This is a genomic window from Actinomadura rugatobispora (assembly GCF_055379765.1).
Window position 1 is genome coordinate 7,321,188 of sequence record NZ_AP029191.1, and the last position, 23,759, is coordinate 7,344,946.

General features: G+C 74.6%; 21 protein-coding genes, 3 tRNA genes and 1 riboswitch. Of the genes, 14 read left to right on the forward strand and 10 right to left on the reverse strand.

The window, feature by feature from the left end; translation table 11 throughout:
• Positions 1-205: 205 nt before the first annotated feature.
• Positions 206-919, forward strand: coding sequence for a (2Fe-2S)-binding protein (locus ACZ466_RS32725; RefSeq protein WP_378291556.1), 714 nt, complete (start codon positions 206-208; stop codon positions 917-919).
• Positions 920-1,078: 159 nt separating this feature from the next.
• Here ACZ466_RS32725 and ACZ466_RS32730 read toward each other — a convergent pair whose 3' ends face one another.
• Positions 1,079-1,852, reverse strand: coding sequence for a CbtA family protein (locus ACZ466_RS32730; RefSeq protein WP_378291558.1), 774 nt, complete (start codon positions 1,850-1,852; stop codon positions 1,079-1,081).
• A 16-nt stretch (positions 1,853-1,868) separates the two neighbouring features.
• Complete coding sequence (locus ACZ466_RS32735) at positions 1,869-2,108, reverse strand: CbtB domain-containing protein (protein ID WP_378291560.1); 240 nt, start codon at positions 2,106-2,108, stop codon at positions 1,869-1,871.
• Positions 2,109-2,139: 31 nt separating this feature from the next.
• Positions 2,140-2,324, reverse strand: a riboswitch (cobalamin riboswitch).
• A 302-nt stretch (positions 2,325-2,626) separates the two neighbouring features.
• On the opposite strand from ACZ466_RS32735, the gene ACZ466_RS32740 reads away from it, so the two are divergent.
• The gene (locus tag ACZ466_RS32740) at positions 2,627-5,242 is read left to right on the forward strand and encodes an AAA family ATPase (protein ID WP_378291562.1); all 2,616 of its coding nucleotides are present in this window, start codon (positions 2,627-2,629) and stop codon (positions 5,240-5,242) included.
• Positions 5,243-5,269: 27 nt separating this feature from the next.
• Here ACZ466_RS32740 and ACZ466_RS32745 read toward each other — a convergent pair whose 3' ends face one another.
• A complete protein-coding gene (locus ACZ466_RS32745) occupies positions 5,270-7,879 on the reverse strand; it encodes a LuxR C-terminal-related transcriptional regulator (RefSeq protein ID WP_378291578.1) in 2,610 nt (869 codons plus the stop codon).
• Positions 7,880-7,955: 76 nt separating this feature from the next.
• On the reverse strand, positions 7,956-8,576 hold the full coding sequence (locus tag ACZ466_RS32750; protein WP_378291564.1) for a hypothetical protein: 621 nt from the start codon (positions 8,574-8,576) through the stop codon (positions 7,956-7,958).
• 194 nt (positions 8,577-8,770) lie between these two features.
• On the opposite strand from ACZ466_RS32750, the gene ACZ466_RS32755 reads away from it, so the two are divergent.
• The 4 genes from ACZ466_RS32755 to ACZ466_RS32770 all read left to right on the forward strand — a co-directional run bounded on the left by ACZ466_RS32755 (position 8,771) and on the right by ACZ466_RS32770 (position 13,320).
• Positions 8,771-9,826 carry a 3-isopropylmalate dehydrogenase gene (locus tag ACZ466_RS32755; protein WP_378291566.1) on the forward strand — a complete coding sequence of 352 codons (1,056 nt, stop codon included), beginning with the start codon at positions 8,771-8,773 and terminating at the stop codon, positions 9,824-9,826.
• 157 nt (positions 9,827-9,983) lie between these two features.
• A complete protein-coding gene (locus tag ACZ466_RS32760) occupies positions 9,984-11,099 on the forward strand; it encodes a branched-chain amino acid aminotransferase (protein WP_378291568.1) in 1,116 nt (371 codons plus the stop codon).
• A 303-nt stretch (positions 11,100-11,402) separates the two neighbouring features.
• The gene (gene cimA / locus ACZ466_RS32765; RefSeq protein WP_378291570.1) at positions 11,403-12,980 is read left to right on the forward strand and encodes a citramalate synthase; all 1,578 of its coding nucleotides are present in this window, start codon (positions 11,403-11,405) and stop codon (positions 12,978-12,980) included.
• A 58-nt stretch (positions 12,981-13,038) separates the two neighbouring features.
• Positions 13,039-13,320 carry a GNAT family N-acetyltransferase gene (locus ACZ466_RS32770; RefSeq protein ID WP_378291572.1) on the forward strand — a complete coding sequence of 94 codons (282 nt, stop codon included), beginning with the start codon at positions 13,039-13,041 and terminating at the stop codon, positions 13,318-13,320.
• Positions 13,321-13,389: 69 nt separating this feature from the next.
• On the opposite strand, the gene ACZ466_RS32775 is transcribed toward ACZ466_RS32770, so the two are convergent.
• Positions 13,390-13,746, reverse strand: coding sequence for an antibiotic biosynthesis monooxygenase family protein (locus tag ACZ466_RS32775; protein ID WP_378291574.1), 357 nt, complete (start codon positions 13,744-13,746; stop codon positions 13,390-13,392).
• A gap of 299 nt (positions 13,747-14,045) precedes the next feature.
• Here ACZ466_RS32775 and ACZ466_RS32780 point away from each other — a divergent pair, with 299 nt between their 5' ends.
• From ACZ466_RS32780 to ACZ466_RS32810, 7 genes are all read left to right on the forward strand, one after another.
• Positions 14,046-14,432, forward strand: coding sequence for a hypothetical protein (locus ACZ466_RS32780; RefSeq protein ID WP_378291576.1), 387 nt, complete (start codon positions 14,046-14,048; stop codon positions 14,430-14,432).
• A gap of 79 nt (positions 14,433-14,511) precedes the next feature.
• Positions 14,512-15,888, forward strand: coding sequence for a cellulose binding domain-containing protein (locus tag ACZ466_RS32785; RefSeq protein ID WP_464041779.1), 1,377 nt, complete (start codon positions 14,512-14,514; stop codon positions 15,886-15,888).
• A 42-nt stretch (positions 15,889-15,930) separates the two neighbouring features.
• On the forward strand, positions 15,931-16,695 hold the full coding sequence (locus ACZ466_RS32790; protein ID WP_378287700.1) for a fumarylacetoacetate hydrolase family protein: 765 nt from the start codon (positions 15,931-15,933) through the stop codon (positions 16,693-16,695).
• 65 nt (positions 16,696-16,760) lie between these two features.
• Entirely contained in the window at positions 16,761-17,396 is a 636-nt protein-coding gene (locus ACZ466_RS32795) for a DUF2461 domain-containing protein (protein WP_378287701.1), read from the forward strand.
• Between the two features lie 111 nt (positions 17,397-17,507).
• A tRNA-Gln gene (locus ACZ466_RS32800) sits at positions 17,508-17,579 on the forward strand.
• A gap of 187 nt (positions 17,580-17,766) precedes the next feature.
• Positions 17,767-17,839 (forward strand) — tRNA-Glu (locus ACZ466_RS32805).
• 65 nt (positions 17,840-17,904) lie between these two features.
• Positions 17,905-17,977, forward strand: a tRNA-Glu gene (locus tag ACZ466_RS32810).
• A 45-nt stretch (positions 17,978-18,022) separates the two neighbouring features.
• On the opposite strand, the gene ACZ466_RS32815 is transcribed toward ACZ466_RS32810, so the two are convergent.
• Entirely contained in the window at positions 18,023-20,245 is a 2,223-nt protein-coding gene (locus ACZ466_RS32815) for a hypothetical protein (protein ID WP_378287702.1), read from the reverse strand.
• Between the two features lie 170 nt (positions 20,246-20,415).
• Between ACZ466_RS32815 and ACZ466_RS32820 the strand changes: the two genes are divergently transcribed.
• Complete coding sequence (locus ACZ466_RS32820) at positions 20,416-20,880, forward strand: hypothetical protein (protein ID WP_378287703.1); 465 nt, start codon at positions 20,416-20,418, stop codon at positions 20,878-20,880.
• 929 nt (positions 20,881-21,809) lie between these two features.
• On the opposite strand, the gene ACZ466_RS32825 is transcribed toward ACZ466_RS32820, so the two are convergent.
• From ACZ466_RS32825 to ACZ466_RS32840, 4 genes are read right to left on the reverse strand one after another with little or no spacing between them, the layout of a single operon-like run.
• Positions 21,810-22,208 (reverse strand): NUDIX hydrolase, encoded by a 399-nt coding sequence (locus ACZ466_RS32825; RefSeq protein ID WP_378287704.1) that lies wholly within the window; start codon positions 22,206-22,208, stop codon positions 21,810-21,812.
• Positions 22,209-22,213: 5 nt separating this feature from the next.
• Positions 22,214-23,023 (reverse strand): SAM hydrolase/SAM-dependent halogenase family protein, encoded by an 810-nt coding sequence (locus tag ACZ466_RS32830; protein ID WP_378287705.1) that lies wholly within the window; start codon positions 23,021-23,023, stop codon positions 22,214-22,216.
• 17 nt (positions 23,024-23,040) lie between these two features.
• Positions 23,041-23,349: a DUF202 domain-containing protein gene (locus ACZ466_RS32835; RefSeq protein WP_378287706.1), complete on the reverse strand. Its 309-nt coding sequence runs from the start codon at positions 23,347-23,349 to the stop codon at positions 23,041-23,043.
• Positions 23,346-23,732 (reverse strand): YidH family protein, encoded by a 387-nt coding sequence (locus ACZ466_RS32840; protein ID WP_378287707.1) that lies wholly within the window; start codon positions 23,730-23,732, stop codon positions 23,346-23,348. Before ACZ466_RS32840 ends, ACZ466_RS32835 begins: the two co-directional genes overlap by 4 nt.
• Between the last annotated feature and the right edge of the window lie 27 nt (positions 23,733-23,759).

Consider the following 23,759-nt stretch of genomic DNA (forward strand, 5'->3'; position numbering starts at 1 on the left):
CGCTCTTTTCCCGTGAAGCTACGGAGCCTTTCCATGCGCACCCTGAACTCCCACCCCCTGTCCGCCACGCCCGACGACGCCGACGAGGAGGCCGCGCGGGCGCTGCAGACCGCGCTGGACCGCCGCGACAACGGCGGCCGTCCCGCCGGCTGACCCGCGTGTCCCCGCGCCCCGTGTCAGCGCGCCCTGGTGCGATCATGGGGACATGACGGCGGAACCCACCGTGGAACGGGCCGGAGCCCGCGAGGTCGCCTCCGCGCTGGCCGGCGCCGCGGCGCTCGGCCCGTTCTTCGAGATCACCACCGATCCCGCCGAAGAGGCCGACCCGACCTGGCGGCCGCTGCCCGAGCTCGACACCGCTCGGCTGCTCGAGCTCACCGGCGCCTACGCGGACCGGCTCGGCACCGCCGAGCGGCGGGTCGCCGCCTCGATCCTCTTCCAGGGCCTCGCCTCGCGGCTCTGGTCGCCGATGGTCGCGGCCGCGGCGCGCGGGATCGTCCCGGACCTGTCCGGCCTGCACTGGCGCTGGGCGCCCGGCGCGCCGATCGCGCTGTGGCTGGCCGACCCGTCCGGCCACCGGGCCGCGACCCCGGCCGAGGGGGCCGCGCTGGTCCACCGCGAGGTCGTCGAGCGGCAGCTGCGCCCGCTCCGCGCCACCATGCTCGGGTTCGTCCGGCTCGCCGACGGCCTCCTGTGGGGCAACGCCGCCTCCGCCCTCGCCGGGACGCTGCGCGCCGGAACCCTTGACGCCGGGCTGGCCGCGCCGGTGCGCTCCCTCCTCCACGAGCTGTTCGCGCACGAACCCCTCAAGGGCACGGGAACCTTCGACCGGCGCGGCTTCGTCCGGCGCAGCTGCTGCCTCTACTACCGGGTGCCGCCCGGCGGCGAGATGTGCGGCGACTGCGCGCTGTGTTCCTGAGTCCCGGCCTACGGGGCTCGCCTGGCGGCTCGCCCCTTACCGGGCCTTTGGCGAGCGCGGCATCGCTTCGCGATCTGGCCGGTGACGCTCGCCTCCGGCATCGCCTCACCGCCCAGGTAACGCGCTCGCGCGGTGCCTGGGGCCACGTCGAGACAGGGCCTAGGCCGCCGGGACGGGCTCGCCCTCCGCCCGGGACGGCGCGCTCCGCCGGAACGCCCGCTCGGTGAGGGCGCCGAACAGCAGCCCCAGCGTCGCCCACAGCACCACCTGCACGCCCAGCGAGGCGAGCCGGAAGTCCCACAGGACCGCCGCGGGGAAGCCCTCGGCCACCGCGTCGGGACGCGGCGTCAGCCGGAACACCACTGCCACCACCAGCGCGAATCCGGCCGTCGAGGCGATCGCGGCGTTCCACGAGCCCAGCCGCGGCGCCAGCCGGCCGAACACGATCACCGCGGCGACCGTGGCCAGCACGCCCAGCGCCACCATGCCGAAGTACAGCGCCGTGCGCCCCCCGATGGTGTCGGGGTTCCCGACCGCCGGGGGAGTGGGCGGGTACTTCAGGAACGGCACCAGCACGACCGCCGTGAACCCCAGCAGCGCCACCAGGCCGGACGTGGCGCGGGCGCCCGCCGTCCCGATCCGCCCGAGGGCGAAGGCGAACGCGATGGAGAACAGGCCGCCGACCGCCGCCCCGTAGAACGCCATGGCGGTGATCAGCCCGATGGTCTGCTGGACCGTCCGGCTCACCACCTCCTCCTCCGCGTGGCCGCCGTGCCCGGCGCCGTGCGCGGCGTGCTCGGCGGCCGCCTGGGACTCCTCGAACGCGATCGCGTTCGCCACCTGGGGCTCGCCGTAGATCCAGGCGATCAGCAGCCCGGCCGCCGCCGCGACCAGACCGACGATCATGCCGCGGACCAGCAGGGACCTCATCATCAACGGGTCCCCCGCCTCAGTGGCAGGGGAAGCCGAGCAGATGACGGCCGTCGTGGGTGAACTCGTGCACCCAGGTACCGCCGACGAGGGAGGTGGCGCCCTGCTCGGCGCCGACGAAGTAGAGCAGCGCGGCGCCCAGGACCAGCGCGAACACCGCCCAGGGCAGGATCTCGCGGACGGGCACGCGGTGCGGGACGGGAAGGGCGGCCGGAGACGGCGCGGCGGCCTGCGTCGGGGGAACGGCGGGCTGGGCCATTGGGGATCTCCTCACGGGGTGCACTCGCCCCGGTACGGGAGGACGACGGGTCAGTCTCCTGACTCCCAGATCATCGCCTCTCCCGACCTTCCAGCCGGCGGGCCGTGGTCGCGTGCGGGAGAGGCTCCCTGGTCACAGTGGCGGGACCGTCCTGGAATCGCACCAGGTTCCTGCGCACCGTCGCCTCATATGTGAACTTGTCGCCCTGAGGGTCCCCTTTGACCGGGCTCCGCGTCAAGTCTCCGGCTCGCCACGCCGGTGCATGCACGACGTGAAAGAGGGGACACCGTTCGTATCTCCCCCCGCTGGAGATACGGACGATGCCCCCTCCTAAGCCGGCGGCGGTGTGTTTCGGCCGGCCGCCGCCGGGGCGTACAGGTCGCCCGTCCCGGAAGGGCTGGCATGCCGTCCGGGAAAAGCTCCCTATATCGAGGGTCCAACAACGGGAGGCGGGCCACATGAGTAGCCCTTACTCAATTCGCCGCGGGGGCTCCGGCACGGCGACGTACGATCCTGGTGTGCGTACCTCCTGGCCGTTCACCGGCCGTGCGTCGACGCTCGACGAGGTGGGCTCCCTGCTGAACGCGCGGGCCACGCGGGGCGTGGTGGTCGCGGGGGACGCGGGGGTCGGCAAGACCCGCCTGGTGAACGAGGCCCTGGAACGGCTCGAACCCGACCGGTTCACGGTCGTGCGGACCGGCGGCACCAGCGCCAACACCGGCATCCCGTTCGGCGCCTTCGGGCACCTGCTGCCGGTCGAGGACGTCGCGACGACCGTCGTCAACCCCCTGCGCTGGGCCACCGAGGCGCTGCGCGGCCTCGCCGAACCGGCCCCGCTGCTGGTCGCGGTCGACGACGCCCACCTGCTCGATCCCACCTCGGCCGCCCTGGTGCACCATCTCGTCCTGCACCGGGAGGCCCGGGTGCTGGCCACCGTGCGGACCGGCGCCGCCGCCCCCGACCCCGTCACCGCCCTGTGGAAGGACGACCTGGCCCGGCGCCTCGACCTGGTGCCGCTGACGAAGCTGGAGAGCCAGGCCGTTGTGGAGGCCGCGCTCGGCGGGCAGCTCGGCACCCCCACCGCCCGGCGGCTCTACCACAGCACCCGGGGCAACCTGCTGTTCCTGCACGAGCTGGTGCTGTCCGGGCTGGCCGAGGGACGCCTCGCCCAGACCCGCGGCGTCTGGCACTGGGACGGCGATCTGCCGCTGAGCCCCCGGCTGCGCGGGCTGATCGAGACACGGCTGGCCGCCGCCGGCGAGGCCGAGCGCGAGGTCCTGGAGTACGTGGCGCTCGGCGAGCCGATCGGCGCAGCGACGCTGGCCGAGCTGACCTCCGAGGACGCGGTGGAACGGGCCGAGACCCGCAGTCTGGTCGCCTCCTCCGCCACCGGGCGCCGCCTGGAGGTCAGGACCGCGCACCCCCTGTACGGCGAGGTCGCACGGGCCGCCGCGGGCCCCGGACGGGTCCGCGACCGCCTCACCGCGCTCGCCCGGACGCTGGAGGGCACCGGGATGCGCCGGCACGGCGACCTGCTGCGCGTCGCCCTCTGGCACCTGGACGCCGGCGCCCCCGCCGGGCCTGATCTGCTCCTCGCGGCCTGCGGCCAGGCGTTCATGCTGCACGACATGGACCTGGCCCTGCGCTGCGGACGGTCCGCGCTGGCCGCCGGCGTGGACGCCGCCGCGACCGTCCGGATCGCTCCCGTCCTGCTGCTGGCGGGCCGGCACGACGAGGTCGAGGCCCAGCTGTCCAGGGTCGCCGCCGAGCCGATGGACGAGGCCACCCGCACCGGCGTGACCTGCATGCGCTCGTTCAACCTCAGCATGGGCCTGGGCGAGCAGGAGCGGGCCGAGGCCCTGCTGGACGACGCCGCCGCGCACGCCACCGCCCCGGCCTTACGGCAGCAGATCCAGGCGTACCAGGCCGTCGGCCGGGTCTACTCGGCCCGGTTCGCCGAGGCGGAGCCGCAGCTCGCCGAACTGCGCGCCGCCACGGGCGTCCCGCCCGAGGCCGCCGGTCTGGCCGGCGGCGCCGAGGCCCTCCGGCTCGTGTTCACCGGCCGGTTCGACGAGGCCGTCGCCATGGCCGACGAGGCTTTGGACGCCTCGGCCGAATGGCTGGAGCACATGCCCAGCCTCGTGGCGACCTACAGCGACGCCCGCGCCGCAGCCTCCCTCTGGGCCGGCGACCTGGCCGCCGCCGACTCCTACATCGCCTACGGCGAACGCCTGTTCACCGAGGAGCACCTCTCGCCCGTCGCCGCCACGACCTCCCGCACCCTGCGCGTCGAGTGGTGCCTGCTGCGCGGCGACATACGGCGCGCCGTCCGCTGGGCCCACGAGGCCGTCTCCCACGGCACCGGGGCGCTCTGGGCGCTGTCCGGCCACGGCCACGAGATGCTCGCCTACGCCGCGTCCGTCGCCGGGGACGCCGCCACCGCGACCACGGCCGTGCGCAAGGCCCAGCGCCGCCGCATCCCCGGCGGGCGCATCTTCCACTTCCGCGCCGACCTCGGCCGCGCCTGGATCCGCGCCGCCTCCGGCGACGTCGCGGGCGCCGCCGCCATCGCCCTGGACGCCGCCACCCGCTTCGAGGAGCGGACCCTGCGCCCCTACGCGATGTTCGCCCTGCACGACGCCGTCCGCCTCGGCGCCGCCGCCCAGGCCCGCGACCGCCTCGCCGACCTGGCCGAGCACACCGACGGGCCCCTCGTCCGCCTCTGCGCCCGCCACGCCGACGCCGCCGCCAGACAGGACCCCGAAGCGCTCGACGACCTCTCCAAGGCCTTCGCCGACCGGGGCATGACCCTCTACGCCGCCGAAACCGCCGCCGAGGCCGCCCGCGCCCACGAGCGGCACGCCCCCGGCTCCCGCGAGGCCAACGCCGCCGCCACCCGGGCCTGGCTCCTGGCCGGAAACTGCACCGGCGCCCGCACCCCCGCCCTCTCCGGCCTGGCCGCCCCCGAACTCACCACCCGCCAGCTGGAGATCGCCCGCCTCGCCGCCGCCGGGCTCGGCAACCGCGAGATCGCCGAACGCCTCGTCCTGTCCGTCCGCACCGTCGCCAACCACCTCCAGGCCGTCTACGACCGCGTAGGCGTAACCGACGTTTCATTGTGGGGCAAGGAGTGAGGCGGCCGGCGTGGTGCCGGTGGGGTGTCAGGGGTTGGTGAAGAGTCTCGCGAGGGACTCGCGGTCGCTGGTGCCGAGGCGTTCGTAGATCATCACCAGGTGGTTGCCCACGGTGCGGATCGAGATCGACAGGCGGTCGGCGATCTCCCTGTTGCTGAGGCCCTGGGCGGCCAGCCGGGCGATCTCGCGCTGGCGGGACGTGAGCTGCGGCGCGGCCAGGGAGGTCAGCGCGGGGGTCAGCGGGTTGCCGCAGCGTTCGGCGAGCGTCCGGGCGCGGGCGGCGGCCGACCCCTGGGCGGCGGCCTCCGCGGCGTACAGGAGCATGCCCAGCGCCTCGAACGACTCCGAGGCCGTGGCGAGCGCCTTGGCGTCCCGGGCGGCGGCCGCGGTGGCGTGGTGGGCGCACAGAGGGGCCAGGGGGCCGTCCATCTGGGACGCCAGGGCCGTCAGGCGGGCGGCGGCGCGGTCGGCGGCACCCAGGCGGACGGTGTCGTGCAGCGCGAACATCGCGTACCCGCGCAGTCCGCGGGCCTCGGCGTCGTCGGCGGCGGCCAGCGCGGCGGACACCGCCTCGCCGGTCTGACCGCGCGCCGCCAGCACCCACGGGCGGGCCAGGGCCAGGGAGAACTCCACGCCGTGCCAGGCGGGGCGGGCCAGGTCCTCGGCCCGGCGCAGCGCCTCCTCCGCCTCGCCGGCCCGGCCGCGCTGGGCCTCGGCGGAGGCCAGCTCGCCGAAGCACAGCCCGGCGAACATGGCCGAGCGGCCGCCGATCCGGGCCGCGCCGTCCCGGGCCCAGCGCACCGCCTCGGCCAGATCGCCGCGCAGCCGGTGCAGATGGGCCCGCCAGCCGCAGAACGAGGCCTCGACCCGGTTCCACCGGCCGAACTCCTCGACCAGGTCCAGGCCCGCGGCCGTCGCCGCCAGTCCCTCGCCGACCTCGCCGGCGAACAGGTGCGCCACCGTGCGGGCCTGGGCGAGCACGGGCATCACGATCGGGACCTCGTCGCGCCAGCGGGCGCGCTCGTCCATGGACGCCGCGGCGATCGCCACGGCCCGCGCGTGGTCGCCGCCGTAGGCGCCGATGAGGGCCTCGGCCGCGCCGGTCTCCGCGGCGAACGGGGCGGGCGCCGGTTCCAGCTCGCGTGATCGTTCCACCGCGCCGCGGGCGTCGGCGACCCGTCCCGCGGACAGGTCGATCCACGCGCCGAGGGCCAGGACGTGCCGCCGCCACGCCGGGTCCCCGATCGTGGCGGCGGCCTCGGCCAGGACGGCGCGGGCGTCGCCGTCGCGGGCCAGGCCCCAGGCCAGGACCAGCCCGAGCGCGCCCGCGTGCAGGCCCCGCTCGCGATCGTCGAGCAGCCGCCCCGCGACCTCGCCCAGCGCCGTCTCCGCCTCGCCGTCGCGGTCGGCGAAGTGCAGGACGGTGGCCAGCAGCGCGGCGGCCTCGCCCGCGCTGCCCGGACGCCGCTCCGGCCGCGCCAGGTACGCCTCCAGCGCCGCCGCCGCCAGCCGGGCGGCGGGCTCCATGGCCAACCCCGACCAGGCGATCCGGGCCGCCCTCAGCAGCAGGTCGGGGTCGGTGCCGCCGCCCGAGTCCAGCCGCCAGGTGGCCAGCCGCAGCACGTCCTGGCGCCGCCGCAGGCCCGCGCCGTCCACCGCGTCGGCCAGGCGGCGCAGCCGGGTGCGGGTCGCCAGCGGGCCCATCCCGGCCCGCACCGCCTCCCCGTACAGGGGGTGGACGAGCCGCAGCTCCGCCCCGGCGGCCATGACCAGGTCCCGGCCGGTCAGCCTGCCGACCGCCGCCGCGTCGGTGAGATCGTGCAGCAGCGCCTCGTCCAGGGGCTCGCCCAGGGCCAGGTACTCCAGGGCGAGGCGTTCCCGCTCGTCCACGCCGCCGATCCGCGCCTCGATCAGCTCGCGCAGCCGCGGCGTGAGCGTCGGGCCGGGCGCGCAGCGCCACACCCCGCCGCTCTCCTCGAGCATCCCGGCCAGGACCAGCTCCCGCAGGAACAGCGGGTTCCCCCGGGTGACCCGCCACAGCCGCCGGGAGCCCGCGTCCTCGACCTGGCCGCCGACCGCGGCCTCCAGCAGCTGGGCCGTCTGCGCGTGCCCCAGGGGGCCCAGTTCCAGGCGGTGTACGCGGCGTTCGGCCTCGTCGGGGTCCGCGCCCCAGAAGGGGGCGAGGGGGGAGGGGGCGCGCGCCCCGGTACGGGCCGTCGCCAGCAGCCGGGCCGCGCCGCGCTCGAGCAGGTCGGCGATCAGCTCGGCGGAGGCGGGGTCGAGGCTGTGCGCGTCGTCCACGGCCACGACCAGGCGCCGCCCGGCCTCCGGTGCGGCCAGCCGGGGCTCGCCGCCCCGGACGGGACCGGCGGGCAGCAGGTGGGCGAGCGCCCCGTACGGGATCCGCGCCGCGGCCTGCGTCCCCTTCGCCCGGACCACCAGGTTGCGGCCCGGGTCGAGGTCGTCGGCGACCTTGGCGGCCAGCCAGGACTTGCCGACCCCGGCGTCGCCGACCACGACGACCCCGGAGCGGGTGGAGTCGAGCAGCGCCGACCGCACCGCGGCCACCTCGGCCGCCCGGCCGACGAAGGGCCAGCCGCCGGGCCGTGGCGGGGCGGGCGGTTCCGGCTGGCGCATTGCGGCCACGCCCGCATCGTACGAGCCGTCACGGCCCGTGATCCACCGTTACGCGGTTTCCCGGTCAGATCGGCGGTCAGGACGGCGCCCCCACGTACCCCGACACGCGGTGGACGACCGCGCGGTCCGGCCCGGTCAGCAGCGCCGGGTTCTCGCCCGGGAGCAGTTCGGTGGAGTTGACCGCGCGCTCGGCGCGGGCCAGCGCCTCCAGCGAGACCGCCAGGTTGACGACGGCGCAGACGCGGTCCTGCGGGTCCCACAGGGCGACGCCGCGGATGAAGCCCGGGGAGGCGAGCAGGGCCGGGGCGATCCGCTCGCGGTGGGCGAACCGGGCCGACTCCAGCCACTCCTCGTCGTACGGGCCGTCGAAGAACAGGATCACGGCCGCGGCGGCGGGACTGCCGGCGTCGGGCCCCTCGTACTCGCCCTGGACCTGGTAGATCCGGTCGCTCTCCAGGGTGACCGGGCGGGGGTACGGCCGTGCCCGCGCGGTGCGGTCGGCGGCGAGCCGGGCGTCCTCCCGCGTCCGCCACAGGGTGAGCAGCGCGCCCGCCTCGGTGTCCTCGACGGCCGACATCAGGCACAGCCCGGCGAAGCCGGGGTGGCGGGCCACGATCTCCATCAGCTCGCGCTCCACCGGCCCGGCCTCGTCGTGGCAGGGCATGCCCCGGACGGTCTGCAGCCTGGCGTACACCATGATGGGCTTCCCTCCCGCGGAAGCCGTGTCGCCTCCGTCTTCCGAGCCTCCTCCAGGCACCGGCCCGCCCGCCATGAGTAGGGCCTACTCAACAGCGCGGCCGGTGGCCCGAACGGTAGCGGGCGGGCGAGACATGCGTACCGGGATCTGAGACGGATGCTCAGGAACTGAGACGTTTGCAGTAGAGTGCGCGCATGGCATCCCGCAGCATTCACCTGGCCGTCATCCCCGGTGACGGGATCGGTCCCGAGGTGGTCGCCGAGGGGTTGAAGGTCCTCGACGCCGTGGCCCCCTCGTCCGGGCTGGCGTTCGAGCGCACGTCCTACGATCTCGGCGCCGCCCGCTGGCACCGCACCGGCGAGACCCTGCCCGACTCCGTTCTGGAGGAGTTGCGCGGGCAGGACGCGATCCTGCTCGGCGCCGTGGGCGATCCCAGCGTGCCGAGCGGCGTGCTGGAGCGCGGGCTGCTGCTGCGGGCCCGGTTCGAGCTCGACCACTACGTCAACCTGCGTCCGGTGAAGCTGTTCCCGGGCGTGTCCACCCCGCTGGCCGGGGTGACCACGGAGGACGTCGACATGATCGTCGTCCGTGAGGGCACCGAGGGCCCGTACACGGGCGTCGGCGGCGTGCTGCGCAAGGGCACCCCCCACGAGGTCGCCACCCAGGAGAGCGTCAACACCGCCTTCGGGGTCGAGCGGGTCGTCCGGTACGCCTTCGAGCAGGCCGCCAACCGGCCGCGCAGAAAGCTGACCCTGGTCCACAAGGACAACGTGCTGACCTTCGCCGGTGACCTCTACCAGCGCGTCCTCAAGAAGGTCGCGGCGGAGTACCCGCAGGTCACCACCGACTACTGCCACGTCGACGCGGCCACCATGTTCTTCGTGAACCAGCCGGGCCGGTTCGACGTGGTCGTCACCGACAACCTGTTCGGCGACATCATCACCGACATCGGCGCCGCGATCGCCGGGGGGATCGGCCTGGCCGCCTCCGGCAACGTCAACCCCGACGGCACGGCCCCCTCGATGTTCGAGCCCGTCCACGGCTCCGCCCCCGACATCGCCGGGCAGGGCAAGGCCGACCCGACCGCCACGATCCTGTCGGTGGTCATGCTGCTGGACCACCTCGGCGCCGCCGAGGCCGCCCGCCGCGTCGAGCGCGCCGTCGCCGAGGACCTGGCCGAGCGGGCCGGGCAGGGCGCCCGTTCCACGGCCCAGATCGGCGACGCCATCGCCAAGCGAGTATCCGGCTAGGCGGCGCGTTCGCTCAACCGGGCGCGCCTCGCGGCGCGCCCGGTTTTTCGTGTGCGCCGCGACGGAGGAGTTGGGCTGGATGAAGTACGACAATAAGGATTAAGGGAATGCCCACCGGCGACGGGGCCGGGGCGGCGATCCGGGAGAGGACCCCACGATGAGCACGCTGGACTTCGAGATCACGCTCAGCGAGCGCCCCGCGCTCGCCGCCGACCGCGAGGCCGTCCTCGCCGACCCCGGCTGGGGCCAGCACTTCACCGACCACATGGTCACCATCCGTTACGCGGCGGGGAAGGGCTGGTACGACGCCCGGCTGGAGCCGTACGGGCCGATCCCGATGGATCCGGCCAGCCAGGTCTTCCACTACTCCCAGGAGCTGTTCGAGGGCCTCAAGGCGTACCGGCAGGCCGACGGGACGATCGTGACGTTCCGCCCGTACGCGAACGCCGCCCGGATGAACCGCTCGGCCCGGCGGATGGCGATGCCGGAGATCCCCGAGCAGCTGTTCGTGGACGCGCTGGAGCTGCTGGTCCGCACCGACCGCGACTGGGTGCCGACCAAGGAGGGCTTCAGCCTCTACCTGCGGCCCTTCATGTTCGCCACCACCCGCGCGCTCGGCGTCAACCAGCCCGCCGACGAGTTCCTGTTCGTGGTCATCGCCTCTCCATCGGGCAACTACTACGCCCGGGGGATCAGGCCGGTCTCGGTCTGGCTGTCGCGCGACTACACCCGCGCCGCGCCCGGCGGCACCGGCGAGGCCAAGACCGGCGGCAACTACGCGGCGTCGTTCGCGGGGCAGGCGCAGGCCGTGGAGCACGGCTGCGACCAGGTCGTCTGGCTCGACGCGGTGGAGCACCGCTGGGTCGAGGAGGTCGGGTCGATGAACCTGATGTTCGTGTACGGCTCGGGCGAGGATGGCCCCGGGCGGGGACCCAGACTGCTCACCCCGGCGCTCACCGGCACGCTGCTGCCCGGCATCACCCGCGACTCGATGCTCAAGCTGGCCCCCGACCTGGGCATCCCGGTCGAGGAGGGCAAGATCAGCGTGGACGAGTGGCAGGCCGGCTGCGCGTCCGGCGAGATCACCGAGGTGTTCGGCTGCGGCACCGCCGCGGTGATCAGCCCGGTCGGCCAGGTCAAGGGCGCCGACCGCGAGTGGAGCATCGGCGACGGTGAGCCCGGGGAGATCTCGATGCGGCTGCGCGAGGAGCTGATCGGCATCCAGTACGGCGCCCGTCCCGACCCGTACGGCTGGGTCCACAAGATCGTCTGAGGTGCGGGAGCGGCCGGCCCCCGCCCGCGCGTGCGGGGGCCCGGCCAGGCACGATGACACGCCCGTCTCGGATGCTGAGACCGATGTCCCATCGTCGCGCTCCGTATGGCAGACTGACGTCATCATGCGCCACAGCCTCGTGATTATCGGCTGGCGCGCCGGCTGACAACGGGACACCGCCGGCGCGCAGACCTCTCACGTCCGTGAGGGGTCTTTTTGCATTCCAGGACTCCGCGGAACGCGGCGGAGCGGCACGGACGGCAAGCGGCGCGCCAGCCCAGAACCCTGAGGGGGAACACGACGATGCAGGCTGACGCCTTCCACGTCTACGACACCACGCTGCGCGACGGCTCGCAGCAGGAGGGGCTCAACCTCTCCGTGGCCGACAAGCTGGCCGTCGCGCGCCACCTCGACGACCTGGGCGTCGGATTCATCGAGGGCGGCTGGCCCGGCGCCAACCCCAAGGACACCGAGTTCTTCAGGCGGGCCCAGACCGAGCTCGACCTGAGGCACGCGCAGCTCACCGCGTTCGGCGCGACCCGCCGGGCCGGAGTGAAGGCCGCCGACGACCCCCTGGTGGCCGCCCTGCGCGAATCCGGCGCGCCGGTCGTGACGCTCGTCGCCAAGAGCCACGACCGGCATGTCGAGCTGGCCCTCCGCACGACCCTGGAGGAGAACCTCGCGATGATCCGCGACACGGTCTCCCACCTGCGTGCGGAGGGCCAACGCGTCTTCCTGGACGCCGAGCACTTCTTCGACGGCTACAAGGCCAACCGCGCCTACGCGCTGGAGGTCGTGCGGACCGCCGCCGAGGCCGGCGCCGACGTCGTCGCGCTGTGCGACACCAACGGCGGGATGCTCCCCGACGAGCTGGCCGACGTCGTGCACGAGGTCGTCTCGGCCGGCGCCCGCGTCGGCATCCACTGCCACGACGACTCCGGCTGCGCGGTGGCCAACTCGCTGGCCGCGGTGAAGGCCGGCGCCACCCACGTGCAGGGCTGCGCCAACGGGTACGGCGAGCGCAGCGGCAACGCCAACCTGTTCACCGTCATCGGCAACCTCCAGCTCAAGCGGGGCATGCGGCTGGTGTCCGAGGGCCAGATGGCCGAGATGACCCGGATCGCGCACGCGGTCTCCGAGGTCACCAACGTCACGCCCAGCTCGCAGCAGCCGTACGTGGGGCTGTCGGCGTTCGCGCACAAGGCCGGGCTGCACGCCTCGGCGATCAAGGTGGACCCCGACCTCTACCAGCACATCGACCCCGCGACCGTCGGCAACGACATGCGGATGCTGGTCTCCAGCATGGCCGGGCGCGCCTCGGTGGAGCTCAAGGGCCGCGAGCTCGGCTACGACCTGTCCGGCGAGAAGGCCAAGCAGGTCGTGGCGCGGGTCAAGGAGCTGGAGTCGACCGGCTACACCTTCGAGGCGGCCGACGCCTCGTTCGAGCTGCTGCTGCGCGAGGAGCTGACCGGCGTCCGGCAGCGGCACTTCGAGGTCGAGTCGTGGCGGGCGATCGTCGAGCGCCGCCCGGACGGCTCCATGGTCAGCGAGGCCACGGTGAAGCTGCACGCCAAGGGCGAGCGGATCGTCGCCACCGGCGAGGGGAACGGCCCGGTCAACGCCCTGGACAACGCGCTGCGGGTGGCGCTGGGGCGGCTCTACCCGGAGCTGGCCCGGCTGGAGCTGGTCGACTACAAGGTCCGGATCCTGGAGGGCTCGCACGGGACGGGCGCCCGCACCCGGGTCCTGGTCGAGTCCAGCGACGGCGAGCGCGAGTGGGGGACCGTGGGGGTCGAGGACAACGTCATCGCGGCGTCCTGGCAGGCCCTGGAGGAGGCCGTCACCTACTGCCTGCTGCACGCGGGCCACGAGGTGAGCTGAGCGTGCCCGGGGTTCCCCCGGAAGGAATCTTTGCGGCCCGCCGGGCATTGAGCGGGACATGAGCAAAGAGGTCACCGACAACGCCGAGGCGAAGCGGTACGAGGTCCGCGTGGACGGCGAGCCGGCCGGGTTCGCGGAGTACCGGCTCCGCCCGGGCAAGATCGTGTTCACGCACACCGAGGTGGACGGGGCGTTCGGCGGGCAGGGCGTCGGCGGCGCCCTCGCCCGCGGCGCGCTGGACGACGCGCGGGCCAAGGGCCTCGCGGTCGTGCCGCTGTGCCCGTTCATCAAGGGCTGGATCGAGAAGCACCCCGACTACCAGGATCTCGTCGAGGCGTGAGCCCGAGCCCTTCCGGCGGCGCGCGATCCGGCGCGCCGCCGGGAGGGCCGTTCACGCCTTCGCGGGGCGCTACTCCTTGGGGCCGGCGCTCTGGAGCACCTCGAACGACCACTGCTCCGAGCCGGTGGCCGCGGGCCCGCCGTGGCCATGCCCGTGGCCGTGGCCCTGGCCTTCGCCCCCGCCGCCGCCCGCCTGGGCGTGGCCGCGCTGGAACGCCTGGCTCTCCGTCCAGCGCGTGAAGTCCTCGTCGCTGCGCCAGCGGGTGTAGACGAGGTAGCGGTCGGTGCCGTCCACCGGGCGGAGCAGCTCGAAGTGCTCGAAGCCGTCGGCGGCCTCGACCATTCCGGCCCGGCCGGCGAAGCGCTTCTCGAGCTCCGCGCGCATCTCCTCGGGGACGGTCAGTACGTTGATCTTCACCACGGACACGGTCGGACTCCTTCGTCGATCTCCGTGACCGACCCTATCCGGCGGCCCCCGCGCCCCCTCGGGCACCCGCCGCCCGGCGCGCCCCGGTCGCCCGGTTAACTGGGCATGTCTGACATGGGCGATGACTGCGGTAAGCGGCCGTCCGTCGGGAAAATCGCCGTTACCGTCCAAACGAGTGGCGAACCCGTTCTCCGGCCGTCATGATGTTGATCCCACGGCCGCGGCCGCCCGGATCCGCACCCGGCGCCGTGGCCCGGCGGTTTCCGAACCCCTGACCCATGAACCCACGGAGTGATCGCATGTCCGTCGTCCGCCTCTCGCGTCCCGAGCCCGCGGAGCATCGCGGCCTGGGCGGGCCGTGCGGCGGCTCGTGGGGCGAGATCGCCTTCGGGCTCGGGCTGCTGTACGAGAGCGAGGGCGACCTCGACCAGGCCGCCCGCTGGTTCCGGCAGGCCGCCGAGAGCGACCGGCCCGGCGCCGCGATCCGGCTGAGCGCCGTGCTGAACCGGCTGGCCGACGAGCGCGGCGCCGCCGGCTCGGAGGAACTGCTGGCCGAGGCGAGCCGCTGGCTCAGCGAGGGCCTGGACACCACCCGTCCCGACGCGATCGGGATGATCACCGACATGCTGGACCGGCACCAGCGGGCGGCGGCCCGCCGCGGCCTGGAGCCCGCCGCCGCGGGCTGATCCGAACCTCGGGGCCGCCGCCGTCGTCGGACTCCATGAGCCCGGCCATCGGGGCCCACGCCATGGGAAGGTGACGGAGTTGAGCGGCGAGGAGCCCGGGTACGTCCCCCCGGACCACAAGAGCACCACCGAGTTCGCGATCCCGCAGGCCACGGGCGGTGCGCAGGACGACGAGGCCGACACCGTCCCGGCGGACCCCGCCGACTCCACCGTCGTGGACCGGCCGCTGACCCCGGAGCCGGCCGACCCGGCGGCCACGGTCGTGGAGCCGCCCGAGGCGCCCTCGACCGTGACCGACGTCGAGACCGGCGCCGCCGACACGTTCGTCGACCGGCCGGTCCTCGCGCCGCCGGACGAGACCGTCGCGGAGACGGCGCCCGAAGACCCCGAGCCGGCCGAGCCCGCGGCGCCGCCGCCCGTCGTCGCCGCGGCCGCCGCCCCTCCGGCGCCGAAGACGCCGCCGGAGGTGGTCATGTTCAAGGCCTCCGAGCCGGGGCCGTGGACCGAGCAGTTCGGCGCCGAGGAGAGCACGGGGGAGCGGCCCGCCGCCCTCCGGCAGGAGGCTCCGCCCGCCCCCGGGCCCGAGGCGCCCGCGGGACCCACCGTCCCGCAGCAGCCCGCCGGGGCGCCCACACCGCCCCTTCCACCGCCCGTGCCGCCCGCGCCTGCGCCGCCCGCGCCGCCCGCGCCTGCGCCGCCCGCCGCGCCGCCGCCCGGCTCCGCCCCCGCCGAGAACGCGACACCGCCTCCCGCGGCGTCCCCGTCGCCCGGGCTGCCGCCGGGCACGCCCGTCGGCCCCGCCGCACCCGCCGGACCCCCGCCGCAGGAGAAGCCGCGGCGCCCAGTGCTCCTGGCCGCCGTCATCGCGGCCATGCTGGTCATCGGCGTCGGCGCGATCATCGCCGCCGTCACCGCGTCCGACTCCGGAGGCCCGGACCGCAAGCCCGCCGCGCGCTCCGCGCCGCCCGCAGGCCCGGCCCCGTCCGACACGGGCGCGCCCACCGGGCCCGCCTCGCCCGGCACCACCGGCGACCCCGCGCCCGGCGGCACGACCGGCGCCCCCGCGCCCCCGCAGGGCCAGGACCCCGGCCAGGCACCGGGACAGGCCGTGCCGCCCCCGAGCGCCCCGCCCGCCGGACCCGTCGTCGAGGGGAACGGCATCACCTACCAGCTCGTCCAGCGCGACCCCGGCTACTACGAGGGCAAGTTCGTCTTCACCAACCGGACCGGCCGCCCCATGACCGACTGGACGATCACGTTCCAGGCCCCCGGCGGCAACGTCAAGAACATCTGGGGCGCCCGGCTCGTCCGCGGCGGCGGCAGCGTCGAGATCCGCAACCTCGACAACGCGCGGACCATCCCGCCCGGCGCCACCTGGGAGATCCAGTTCGGCGCCGAGGGGGCGGCGGCCGACCCGAAGGGCTGCCGGCTGAACGGCGCACCCTGCGGGTTCTGACCGGTTGAACGGGTTCACCCGGCTGGCACTAGGCTCTTGACCATGCGTATCGCGAGGTTCGCCACCGACGAGGGCATGTCCTTCGGGGTGGTGGAGGAGAACACCGTCGCCGCCGTAGCGGCCCATCCGTTCGGAGAACTCACCTTCACCGGGCAGCGCCTTCCGCTCGCCGACGTGCGGCTGCTGGCCCCGATCCTGCCCAGCAAGGTCATCGCGATCGGCAAGAACTACGCCGCGCACGCCCGCGAGATGGGCGGGGAGGCCCCCGCCGAACCGATGATCTTCGCCAAGCCGTCCACCGCGGTGATCGGCCCCGGCGAGGCCGTCGCCTACCCCGAGAAGCTCAGCGAACGGGTCGACTTCGAGGGCGAGCTGGCGGTCGTCATCGGCCGGATGTGCCGGGAGGTCCCCGCCGCCCGCGCCGCCGAGGTCATCCTCGGCTACACCTGCGCCAACGACGTCACCGCCCGCGACCTGCAGAAGAAGGACGGGCAGTGGACCCGCGCCAAGGGCTTCGACACCTTCTGCCCGCTGGGCCCCTGGATCGAGACCGAGGCCGACCCGTCCGACCTGGCCATCGGCACCACCGTCAACGGCGAGACCAGGCAGGACGCGCGCACCTCCCAGATGGTGCACGACATCCCCGCGCTGGTCGAGTACGTCAGCCAGGTCATGACGCTGCTGCCCGGCGACGTCATCCTCACCGGCACCCCCGAAGGCGTCGGCCCCCTGGAGATCGGTGACGAGGTCACCGTCACCGTCGAGGGCGTCGGCAGCCTCACCAACCGCGTCATCGCCCGCGAGTGACGCCCGCCCCTGGACGTCGTACGGCCTCCGTACCCTGGAGGTCGTACGACATGTGAGGGGGCGCCATGGCATTCCGCGGATTCACCGACGAGACCTTCGCCTTCTACGAAGGGCTGCTCGCCGACAACACCAAGTCCTACTGGACCGCGCACAAGGACGCCTACGAACGGTACGTGCGCGAACCCCTGGCCGAGCTGTGCGCCGAACTCGAGGACGAGTTCGGCCCGGCGAAACTGTTCCGCCCCTACCGCGACGTCCGCTTCGCGGCCGACAAGACGCCGTACAAGACCCACCAGGGCGCCCACTCCCGCCGCGGCCTGTACGTCCAGATCGACGCCGACGGCCTGATGGTCGCCGGCGGCCTGTACGCCCCCGAGCCCGACCAGCTCCGCCGCTACCGCGCCGCCGTCGACGCCGACTCCACCGGCAAGGAGCTGGAGGCCCTCGTCGAGGCCCTCCGCGCCTCCGGAATGGAGATCGCCGGAGACCGCCTCAAGACCCGTCCGCGCGGCACCCGCGCCGACCACCCCCGCCTCGACCTGCTGCGGCACCGCTCCCTGTACGCCCGCGAGGGCTGGCCCGCCGACCCGTGGATGGCCACGCATGAGGCCGTCGAGCGCGTCCGCGCGTCCTGGCGCCGCCTGCTCCCACTCGCCCGCTGGAGCGAGGAGCACATCGGCCCGCCCGGCTTCGCCCGCTGAACCGCCCTGCCGACCCCGGCAATCGTTTTGGTTCGACTCCCAAGGTCCTGTATTCTCATCGAGGCGCGAGCGACCGGACGGCCTCACAACCGAAGGGCCCGCTTACCGCACTGGGGTATGGTGTAATCGGCAGCACGACTGATTCTGGTTCAGTTAGTCTAGGTTCGAGTCCTGGTACCCCAGCTGGCTGAGGCTACTTGCCGCTTTTTGGCGGCTTCGCCGAGGCTTGGCAGTGTTGGCCCAGGGGGGCGACCCCCGCAGTGCTAGCCCAGGGGGGCGACCCCCTGGAACCCCCGGGCCGCGAAGGCTTCGCCTTCGCGGGTGCGCGGCTGAGGTTTACTCGGCTTCGTTTTCGGGTTTGTAAGGTCTGGCCCCCGTCGTCTAGTGGCCTAGGACGCCGCCCTCTCAAGGCGGTAACGGCGGTTCGAATCCGCTCGGGGGTACGGTGAGTTCTCGCAGTTCGAGGCTCACGGTAAGGCCCGGAGGATGATCTCCGGGAGTTGGACAGGCCCCCGTCGTCTAGTGGCCTAGGACGCCGCCCTCTCAAGGCGGTAACGGCGGTTCGAATCCGCTCGGGGGTACAGATCGGCTCCGACCACGTGAGTGGCCGGAGCCTTTTCGGCTTTTCAGGGGAGAGGCGCCTGCCACAGGGTGGGGGTCGTGCCGTCGGTGCCCACGGCCAGGAGGCCGTTGGCGTGGACGGTCAGGGCGGTGAGACGCTGGAGGCCGTCGCCGTCCAGGCCGCGGCCCCGGGGGCGGGACTGGCGCCATGACGATCCGTCCGCCGACGTCCACAGCGAGACGTCCGAACGGCCCGCGCCCGACGGGTCCCCGGACACGGTGAAGCCGCGCGGCGAGGCCATGACGGTGGTGAGCGCGACCGCGGGGAGGGCCTGGGTGCGCCACGTCCTGCCCGCGTCGGCGGACGAGGCGACGAACGCCTGCCCGCCGCCGCTGCCGATGGCGACGAGCGCGTCGCCACGCGCCGCGACCTGGGTGAGCGAGGCCGAGGTGATCCCCTGCGGGCGCGGGACCGCGACGGCGGTCCACTTCTTGCCGTCCGCGGAGGTCCAGGCCGTGGGGCCCTGGTCCTTGCGGTCCCCGACGGCGACGTAGCCGTTCGAGACGGCGGCGACGTCGCGGAGCGCGGCGTCCTTGAGATCGCCCGTACCGGCCGTCCAGGTGGCGAGGTCGCCGGACTGCCAGGCCATGCCCGTGCCGACGGCGACGTAGCCGCCGGTGCCGTGCGCGGCGCCGCTCAGCTCGCCCTCCTGGTCGATGGCCTGGCCGGGCTTCCACGCGGTGCCGTCCTGCGAGGTGACCAGGAGGGGCTTGGTGCGGTCGGCGCCGCGGCCCACCGCGACCCAGCCGTTCGGCCCGTACGCGGCGGCGGCGAGCCGCTGCATGCCCGGGCCCGCCAGGCCCTCGCCGCCCGCCCGCGACCAGGTCCGCGCGTCCCGGGTGTTCCAGATCGCGCCGTCGCCGCCGCCGCTCCCGATCGCCAGGACCGTTCCGCCGCCGGAGACCAGGCGGGTGACGGTCCGGTCGGGGGTGACCGCGCCGGGGATGGCGAGCAGGTCGATGTCGCCGCCCCGGGCGCCGGGGACGGCCAGGTAGGCGCCGGTGTCCTGGCGGCCGAGTACGAGGACGCCCTGCGGCAGCGCGGCCGCGCCCTCGGGCTTGCGTCCGCCCTCGCCCTCCAGGCGTTCGACCGGGGTCCAGGACGAGCCGTCGGCGCTGCGGTGCACCGCGATCCGGCCGTCCGACAGCGGGACGAGCGCCGCCAGGCCGCTGTCGGAGCCGCCCAGCGCGGCCAGGCGGTCGTAGGTGCCGCGCTCGATCACGCTGGCGCGCCCCCAGCTCACCCCGTCCGCGGAGCGGAAGAAGACCGCCTGCTTGCGGTCCTTGCCGGTACGGCCCTCGCGCGCCGCGTACACGCCGCCGGGACCGGCGGTCAGCGCGACCACCGGGCCGTACGACCCGTCGCTCTGCGGGATGTCCGCCTTCGACCAGGTGCGCCCGCCGTCGGCCGACCGCCACAGGTCGCCGTTGTCGCGGGCCTGGGCGACCAGGACCGAGCCGGACGCGGCGAGCCGCGCGGGCTCGGCGTCCGCGCCCTCGGGAAGGGCGGGGGCGGAGCGCTGCCAGGCGGCGCCGTCGGCCGACGTCCACAGGACCGGCCGGCCCTGCGCGGAGACGCCCATGGCGGCGAACCCGGACTGGGTGGCGGCCAGCGCGGTCACCTTGTCGCCGGGGGCGAACGTCCCGCCGCCGGCCGGACGGTGGGTCCAGGTGCGGCCGTCGGGGCTGGTCCAGGTCGCGACGCCCGCGTCGCCGTCGCCGAGCGCGGCCCAGGCGCGGGGGCCCGCCGCGATCACGCGCGGCACGTCCGGGGGCGCGGTGCCGTCGCCGGAGGCCGTGCGGACCGTGGCGAGCCGCCATTCCCGGCCGCCGTCGGCCGAGACGAGGAACTGTCCGCGGGCCGTCTCGGCACCGACGGTCACCACCGTCCGGCCGCGGACGGCGGCACCGTGCAGGGACTGCTCGTGCCCGTCGTACAGGGCGGGCGCCACCGCGAAGATCTTGTCGGCCGGCCGGGCGCCGTCGCCGGCGGCGGAGCCGTCGCGGGCCGCGCCGGAGCCGCCGTCGCGGACCAGGGAGACCGCCCCGGCGATCAGCACGCCCGCGACCGCCGCGACGGCGATGCCCGAGACCACCCCGGGCTTGAACACGCGCGTCCCGCCGCCGCGCCCGCTCGGCGGCGTGGGGGCCGCGTGGGGCCGCTCGAACGGCTCACCCCGCGTGACCGCCGCCCCCGCGGCCGGCGCCTGCGGGGCCGGTCGCTCCATGGCGCGCGTTCGCGCGGGCGCCGGTGCCTGCGGTGGCCCCGACGCCTGCTTGGGCGGCGTTTGCCTCGGGGCCGGAGTTTGTACGGGTGATGACGGCTGCGCGGATGGCGTCGTCGTTCGCGCGGGTGGCGGCGCCTGCGCCGCAGCTGGCGGCTTCGTGAGGGGCGGCGTTGTTTGCCCAGGTGGTGACGGCGGTTGCGCGGATGGCGACGTGGTTCGCGCGGGTGGCGGCGCCTGTGCCGCGGTTGGTGGCTTTGCGGCGGTTGGCGGCGTTTGCGCCGGGGCCGGTCGCTCCATGGCGCGTGCGGGTGGCGGTGCCTGCGGTGGGGCCGACGGTTGCGCAGGCGGTGACGGCTGTGGGGGCGACGGCGGTTGCGCGGACGGCGTTGTCGTTCGTGCGCGTGGTGACGTCGTCTGTGCCGCGGCTGGCGGCTTTGCGGCGGTTGGCGGTGTTTGCGCGGGTGGTGGCGTTTGCGTCGGGGACGGTCGCTCCGTGGCGCGTGCCGGTGTTCGCGCGGGCGGCGGTGCCTGCGGTGGGGCCGGTGGTGGTGCTTGCGGGGGTGACGGCGGTTGCGTGGATGGCGTCGTGGTGCGCGGGGGTGGTGGCGCCTGTGCCGCGGCTGGCGGGTTCGTGACGGGTGACGGCTGCGTAGGTGATGACGGCTTTGCGGGTGGCTGCGATGGTGCGGCTTGTGACTTTGTGGGGGGCGGCGGTGTTTGCGCGGGTGGCGGCTGCTGAGGCGAGGGTGGCCCTGCGGGGGGCGGTGCCTGTGCAGGGGGTCGCGCCTGTGTCGGCGCCTGCCTGGAGGCTGGCGCCGGTGTTTGCGCGGTTGGTGATGCTTGCGGGGGTGACGGCGGTTGGGTGGATGGCGTCGTTGTCCGCGCCGGTGGTGGCGTTTGCGCCGGGGACGGTCGTTCCGTAGCGCGTGCCGGTGTTCGCGAGGGCGGCGGTGCCTGCGGTGGGGGCGGCGCCTGCTTGGGGGGCGGAGTTTGTACGGGAGGTGACGCCTGCTGGCGTGAGGGCGGTGCTGCGGGTGGCGCCTGTGCCGGTGTTCGCGTCCGTGTCGGCGCCTGCTTGGCGGGTGGCGGCTGTGTGGCGGTGGGGATGGGGGCGGGCAGGGGTGGGGCGGGGGTCGGTTGGGGGGTTGGTGCCTGGTTCAGCCAGGGTGGCGGTGGGAGTTGCGGGACGCTTGGGCCCTTCGGCCTGCCATAACGCGAGGATGGGGGTGGGGGAGGGCCCGCCGGCTTGGACGGGGAGCTGCGCCAGCTCGCCACCAGCTTGTCGTCGCGCGGCGGCGGGGGAGCGGGTCTGCCCCAGCTGGGTGGGGGTGGCGGAGGTAGGGAACCCTGTCCGGATGAAGCGTCCGGTTCACCGCGCCCACCAATTGTGCTCACGTTCTCCCCCTTCGTGACAGCACAAAGGAGAAGTGTACGAAAGCAAAGGACTGGTAGGAAGATCTCCTCATTGGACTTCTCGCCCCCAATAATCTTCGGAGCCCGGCGGGCCGAATTGGCGGGAAAGCGGCGGAGTTTTGTTTCCCAGTGTTCGGTGGCCGGGTCGGGCTCAGGAGAGCAGCCCCCTGTCGACCGCCAGGTCCAGGGCCGCGCGGGCGGCGGGGGCCAGGAGGGCGCGTTCGGCGCGTCCGACGTAGCGGTACTCGTCGACCTCGCCGGTGGCGGCGATGTCGCCCGCGTAGCCCGCGGTGAAGCAGGCCATCCGCACCCGGTCGAACGCCGGCTGGTCGTGGGCGGCGGCGCGGATCACGCCCAGTTCCTGGAACGAGCCGCGGTCCAGTTCCAGCGCCAGTTCCTCGCGCACCTCGCGGGACAGGGCCGACCAGTCGTCCTCGCCGGGCTCGCGCTTGCCGCCGGGCAGGTAGAGCAGGTCGCGGCCGCGCGACCGTACCGCCAGCATCCGGTCGCGGGAGACGTGCACCCAGGCGACGACGTCGAGGTCCTCCATGGCGATCAGTGTGCCAGCGCCCGGCGGATGGTCAGCACGGCTCCGTCGCCGAGCCCGAAGTGCTCGGCGGCGGAGCCCTGGTTGACGGCCAGGCCGAGGAGGCCGGAGGAGTCGGTCCAGATCAGTGCCTCGCCCTTGGCGACGCGGCCGTAAGTGGCCTCGTAGGGCAGGCGGGCCGTTCCGTTATGCCAGGACGCCTCCAGGACGGTCCCGTGCCGGAGGGGGCCCAGGGCTGAGGTCAGGTCGTTCTCGTCGGCGGAGGTGATCAGGCTGCCGAAGCGGTCGGTGTAGAGGACGGTCGCCTTGAGTTCGCCGTCGCCGATGACCGGGGCGGGGAGGTCGAGGCGCACCAGGTCGGCGATGTCGATCTCCGGGCCGAGGTCGGTGAGGGCGGTGCCCGCGGCGAGGTGCGCGGCGGCGGGGGAGAAGATGTCGCGGCCGTGGAAGGAGGACGACACCTCGGGCAGCCGGTAGGCCGGGTTCTCCAGGAGGTGGGCGGTGACCGCGCCGCCCAGCCGTTCGGCGGCGGGCGGCAGCAGGCCGTTGTCGGGGCCGATCAGGACGTCGCCGCGGCCGGTGGTGATCGCGACCGGGCGGCGGGGGGTGCCGACGCCGGGGTCGACGATGCCGACGTGCACGCCGCGCGGCAGGTACGGGAGGGCCTGGCGGAGCAGCATCGCGCCCTCGACGATCGCGTACGGGGTGACCTCGTCGCTGAGGACCAGGACGGTCGCCGCCGGTGCGATCGTGTAGACGACCCCGGCGCAGGTCGCGGTGTAGGCGTCCCCGAAGTCGGTGGTCAGGCTGATGAACACGGCCCCCGAGCGTACCCTCAGTGCAGCGCGAAGAGCAGGCCGAGCATGCCCAGCATGATCGTCACGATGGTGGCCATCAGCACCGACACCGGGTCGGCCGCCACCGGGCGCCGATGGTGTCCCGGGTGGCGGGTCAGGGATCGGCGCAGTTGCAGCGACACCGCCGCGCAGACCGTGGCGGCGGCCAGGGCGGCGGTGGTCGAGGACGGCGCGAGCCGCACGCAGAGCAGGCCCGCGACGATGAGCGAGAGCGTGGTGCGGTTCCAGGCCAGTGCGGTGCGTTCCGGCTGGGCGCCGGGGTCCCTGAGCCCGCGCCCGGCGCTCATCGGGTCGCCAGCAGCGCCACCAGCAGCACCACGGCGGCCAGCGCCAGCCCGTACGACATGATCGGCGCGAGTGCGGGCGGCGGCAGCGTCTCGGCCCGGCGCAGCGCCCGCTCGGTCCGCAGCCAGCGGCGGAACGCCAGCGCGGCGAGGAGCGCGCCGGTGGCGGAGAAGGCGATCGCCAGCCCGTTGCGCAGCAGGACGGCCAGCGCGTCGCCGCTGAGCGCGACTCCGATCCCGGCGGCGATCACGGCCAGCGCGGTGCGGATCCAGGCCAGGAAGGTCCGCTCGTTGGCCAGCGTGAAGCGTGGGTCGGGATCGTCGCCCTCGGCCAGCAGCCGGTCCGTCCACCGGCTGCCGTGGGGTTCACCTTCCATAGCGGTCATCAATCACCATATTAGGCGATGGGCAAT

What these genes read in the sequence shown, in the direction of transcription:
- ACZ466_RS32755 (WP_378291566.1), top strand. Translation starts at nt 8,771, where the DNA reads ATGGCATCCCGCAGCATTCACCTGGCCGTCATCCCCGGTGACGGGATC.
- cimA (WP_378291570.1), top strand. Translation starts at nt 11,403, where the DNA reads ATGCAGGCTGACGCCTTCCACGTCTACGACACCACGCTGCGCGACGGC.
- ACZ466_RS32815 (WP_378287702.1), bottom strand. Translation starts at nt 20,245, where the DNA reads ATGGAGCGACCGGCCCCGCAGGCGCCGGCCGCGGGGGCGGCGGTCACG.
- ACZ466_RS32730 (WP_378291558.1), bottom strand. Translation starts at nt 1,852, where the DNA reads ATGATGAGGTCCCTGCTGGTCCGCGGCATGATCGTCGGTCTGGTCGCG.
- ACZ466_RS32790 (WP_378287700.1), top strand. Translation starts at nt 15,931, where the DNA reads ATGCGTATCGCGAGGTTCGCCACCGACGAGGGCATGTCCTTCGGGGTG.
- ACZ466_RS32760 (WP_378291568.1), top strand. Translation starts at nt 9,984, where the DNA reads ATGAGCACGCTGGACTTCGAGATCACGCTCAGCGAGCGCCCCGCGCTC.
- ACZ466_RS32770 (WP_378291572.1), top strand. Translation starts at nt 13,039, where the DNA reads ATGAGCAAAGAGGTCACCGACAACGCCGAGGCGAAGCGGTACGAGGTC.
- ACZ466_RS32780 (WP_378291576.1), top strand. Translation starts at nt 14,046, where the DNA reads ATGTCCGTCGTCCGCCTCTCGCGTCCCGAGCCCGCGGAGCATCGCGGC.
- ACZ466_RS32745 (WP_378291578.1), bottom strand. Translation starts at nt 7,879, where the DNA reads ATGCGCCAGCCGGAACCGCCCGCCCCGCCACGGCCCGGCGGCTGGCCC.
- ACZ466_RS32835 (WP_378287706.1), bottom strand. Translation starts at nt 23,349, where the DNA reads ATGAGCGCCGGGCGCGGGCTCAGGGACCCCGGCGCCCAGCCGGAACGC.
- ACZ466_RS32825 (WP_378287704.1), bottom strand. Translation starts at nt 22,208, where the DNA reads ATGGAGGACCTCGACGTCGTCGCCTGGGTGCACGTCTCCCGCGACCGG.
- ACZ466_RS32735 (WP_378291560.1), bottom strand. Translation starts at nt 2,108, where the DNA reads ATGGCCCAGCCCGCCGTTCCCCCGACGCAGGCCGCCGCGCCGTCTCCG.
- ACZ466_RS32795 (WP_378287701.1), top strand. Translation starts at nt 16,761, where the DNA reads ATGGCATTCCGCGGATTCACCGACGAGACCTTCGCCTTCTACGAAGGG.
- ACZ466_RS32840 (WP_378287707.1), bottom strand. Translation starts at nt 23,732, where the DNA reads ATGACCGCTATGGAAGGTGAACCCCACGGCAGCCGGTGGACGGACCGG.
- ACZ466_RS32725 (WP_378291556.1), top strand. Translation starts at nt 206, where the DNA reads ATGACGGCGGAACCCACCGTGGAACGGGCCGGAGCCCGCGAGGTCGCC.
- ACZ466_RS32750 (WP_378291564.1), bottom strand. Translation starts at nt 8,576, where the DNA reads ATGGTGTACGCCAGGCTGCAGACCGTCCGGGGCATGCCCTGCCACGAC.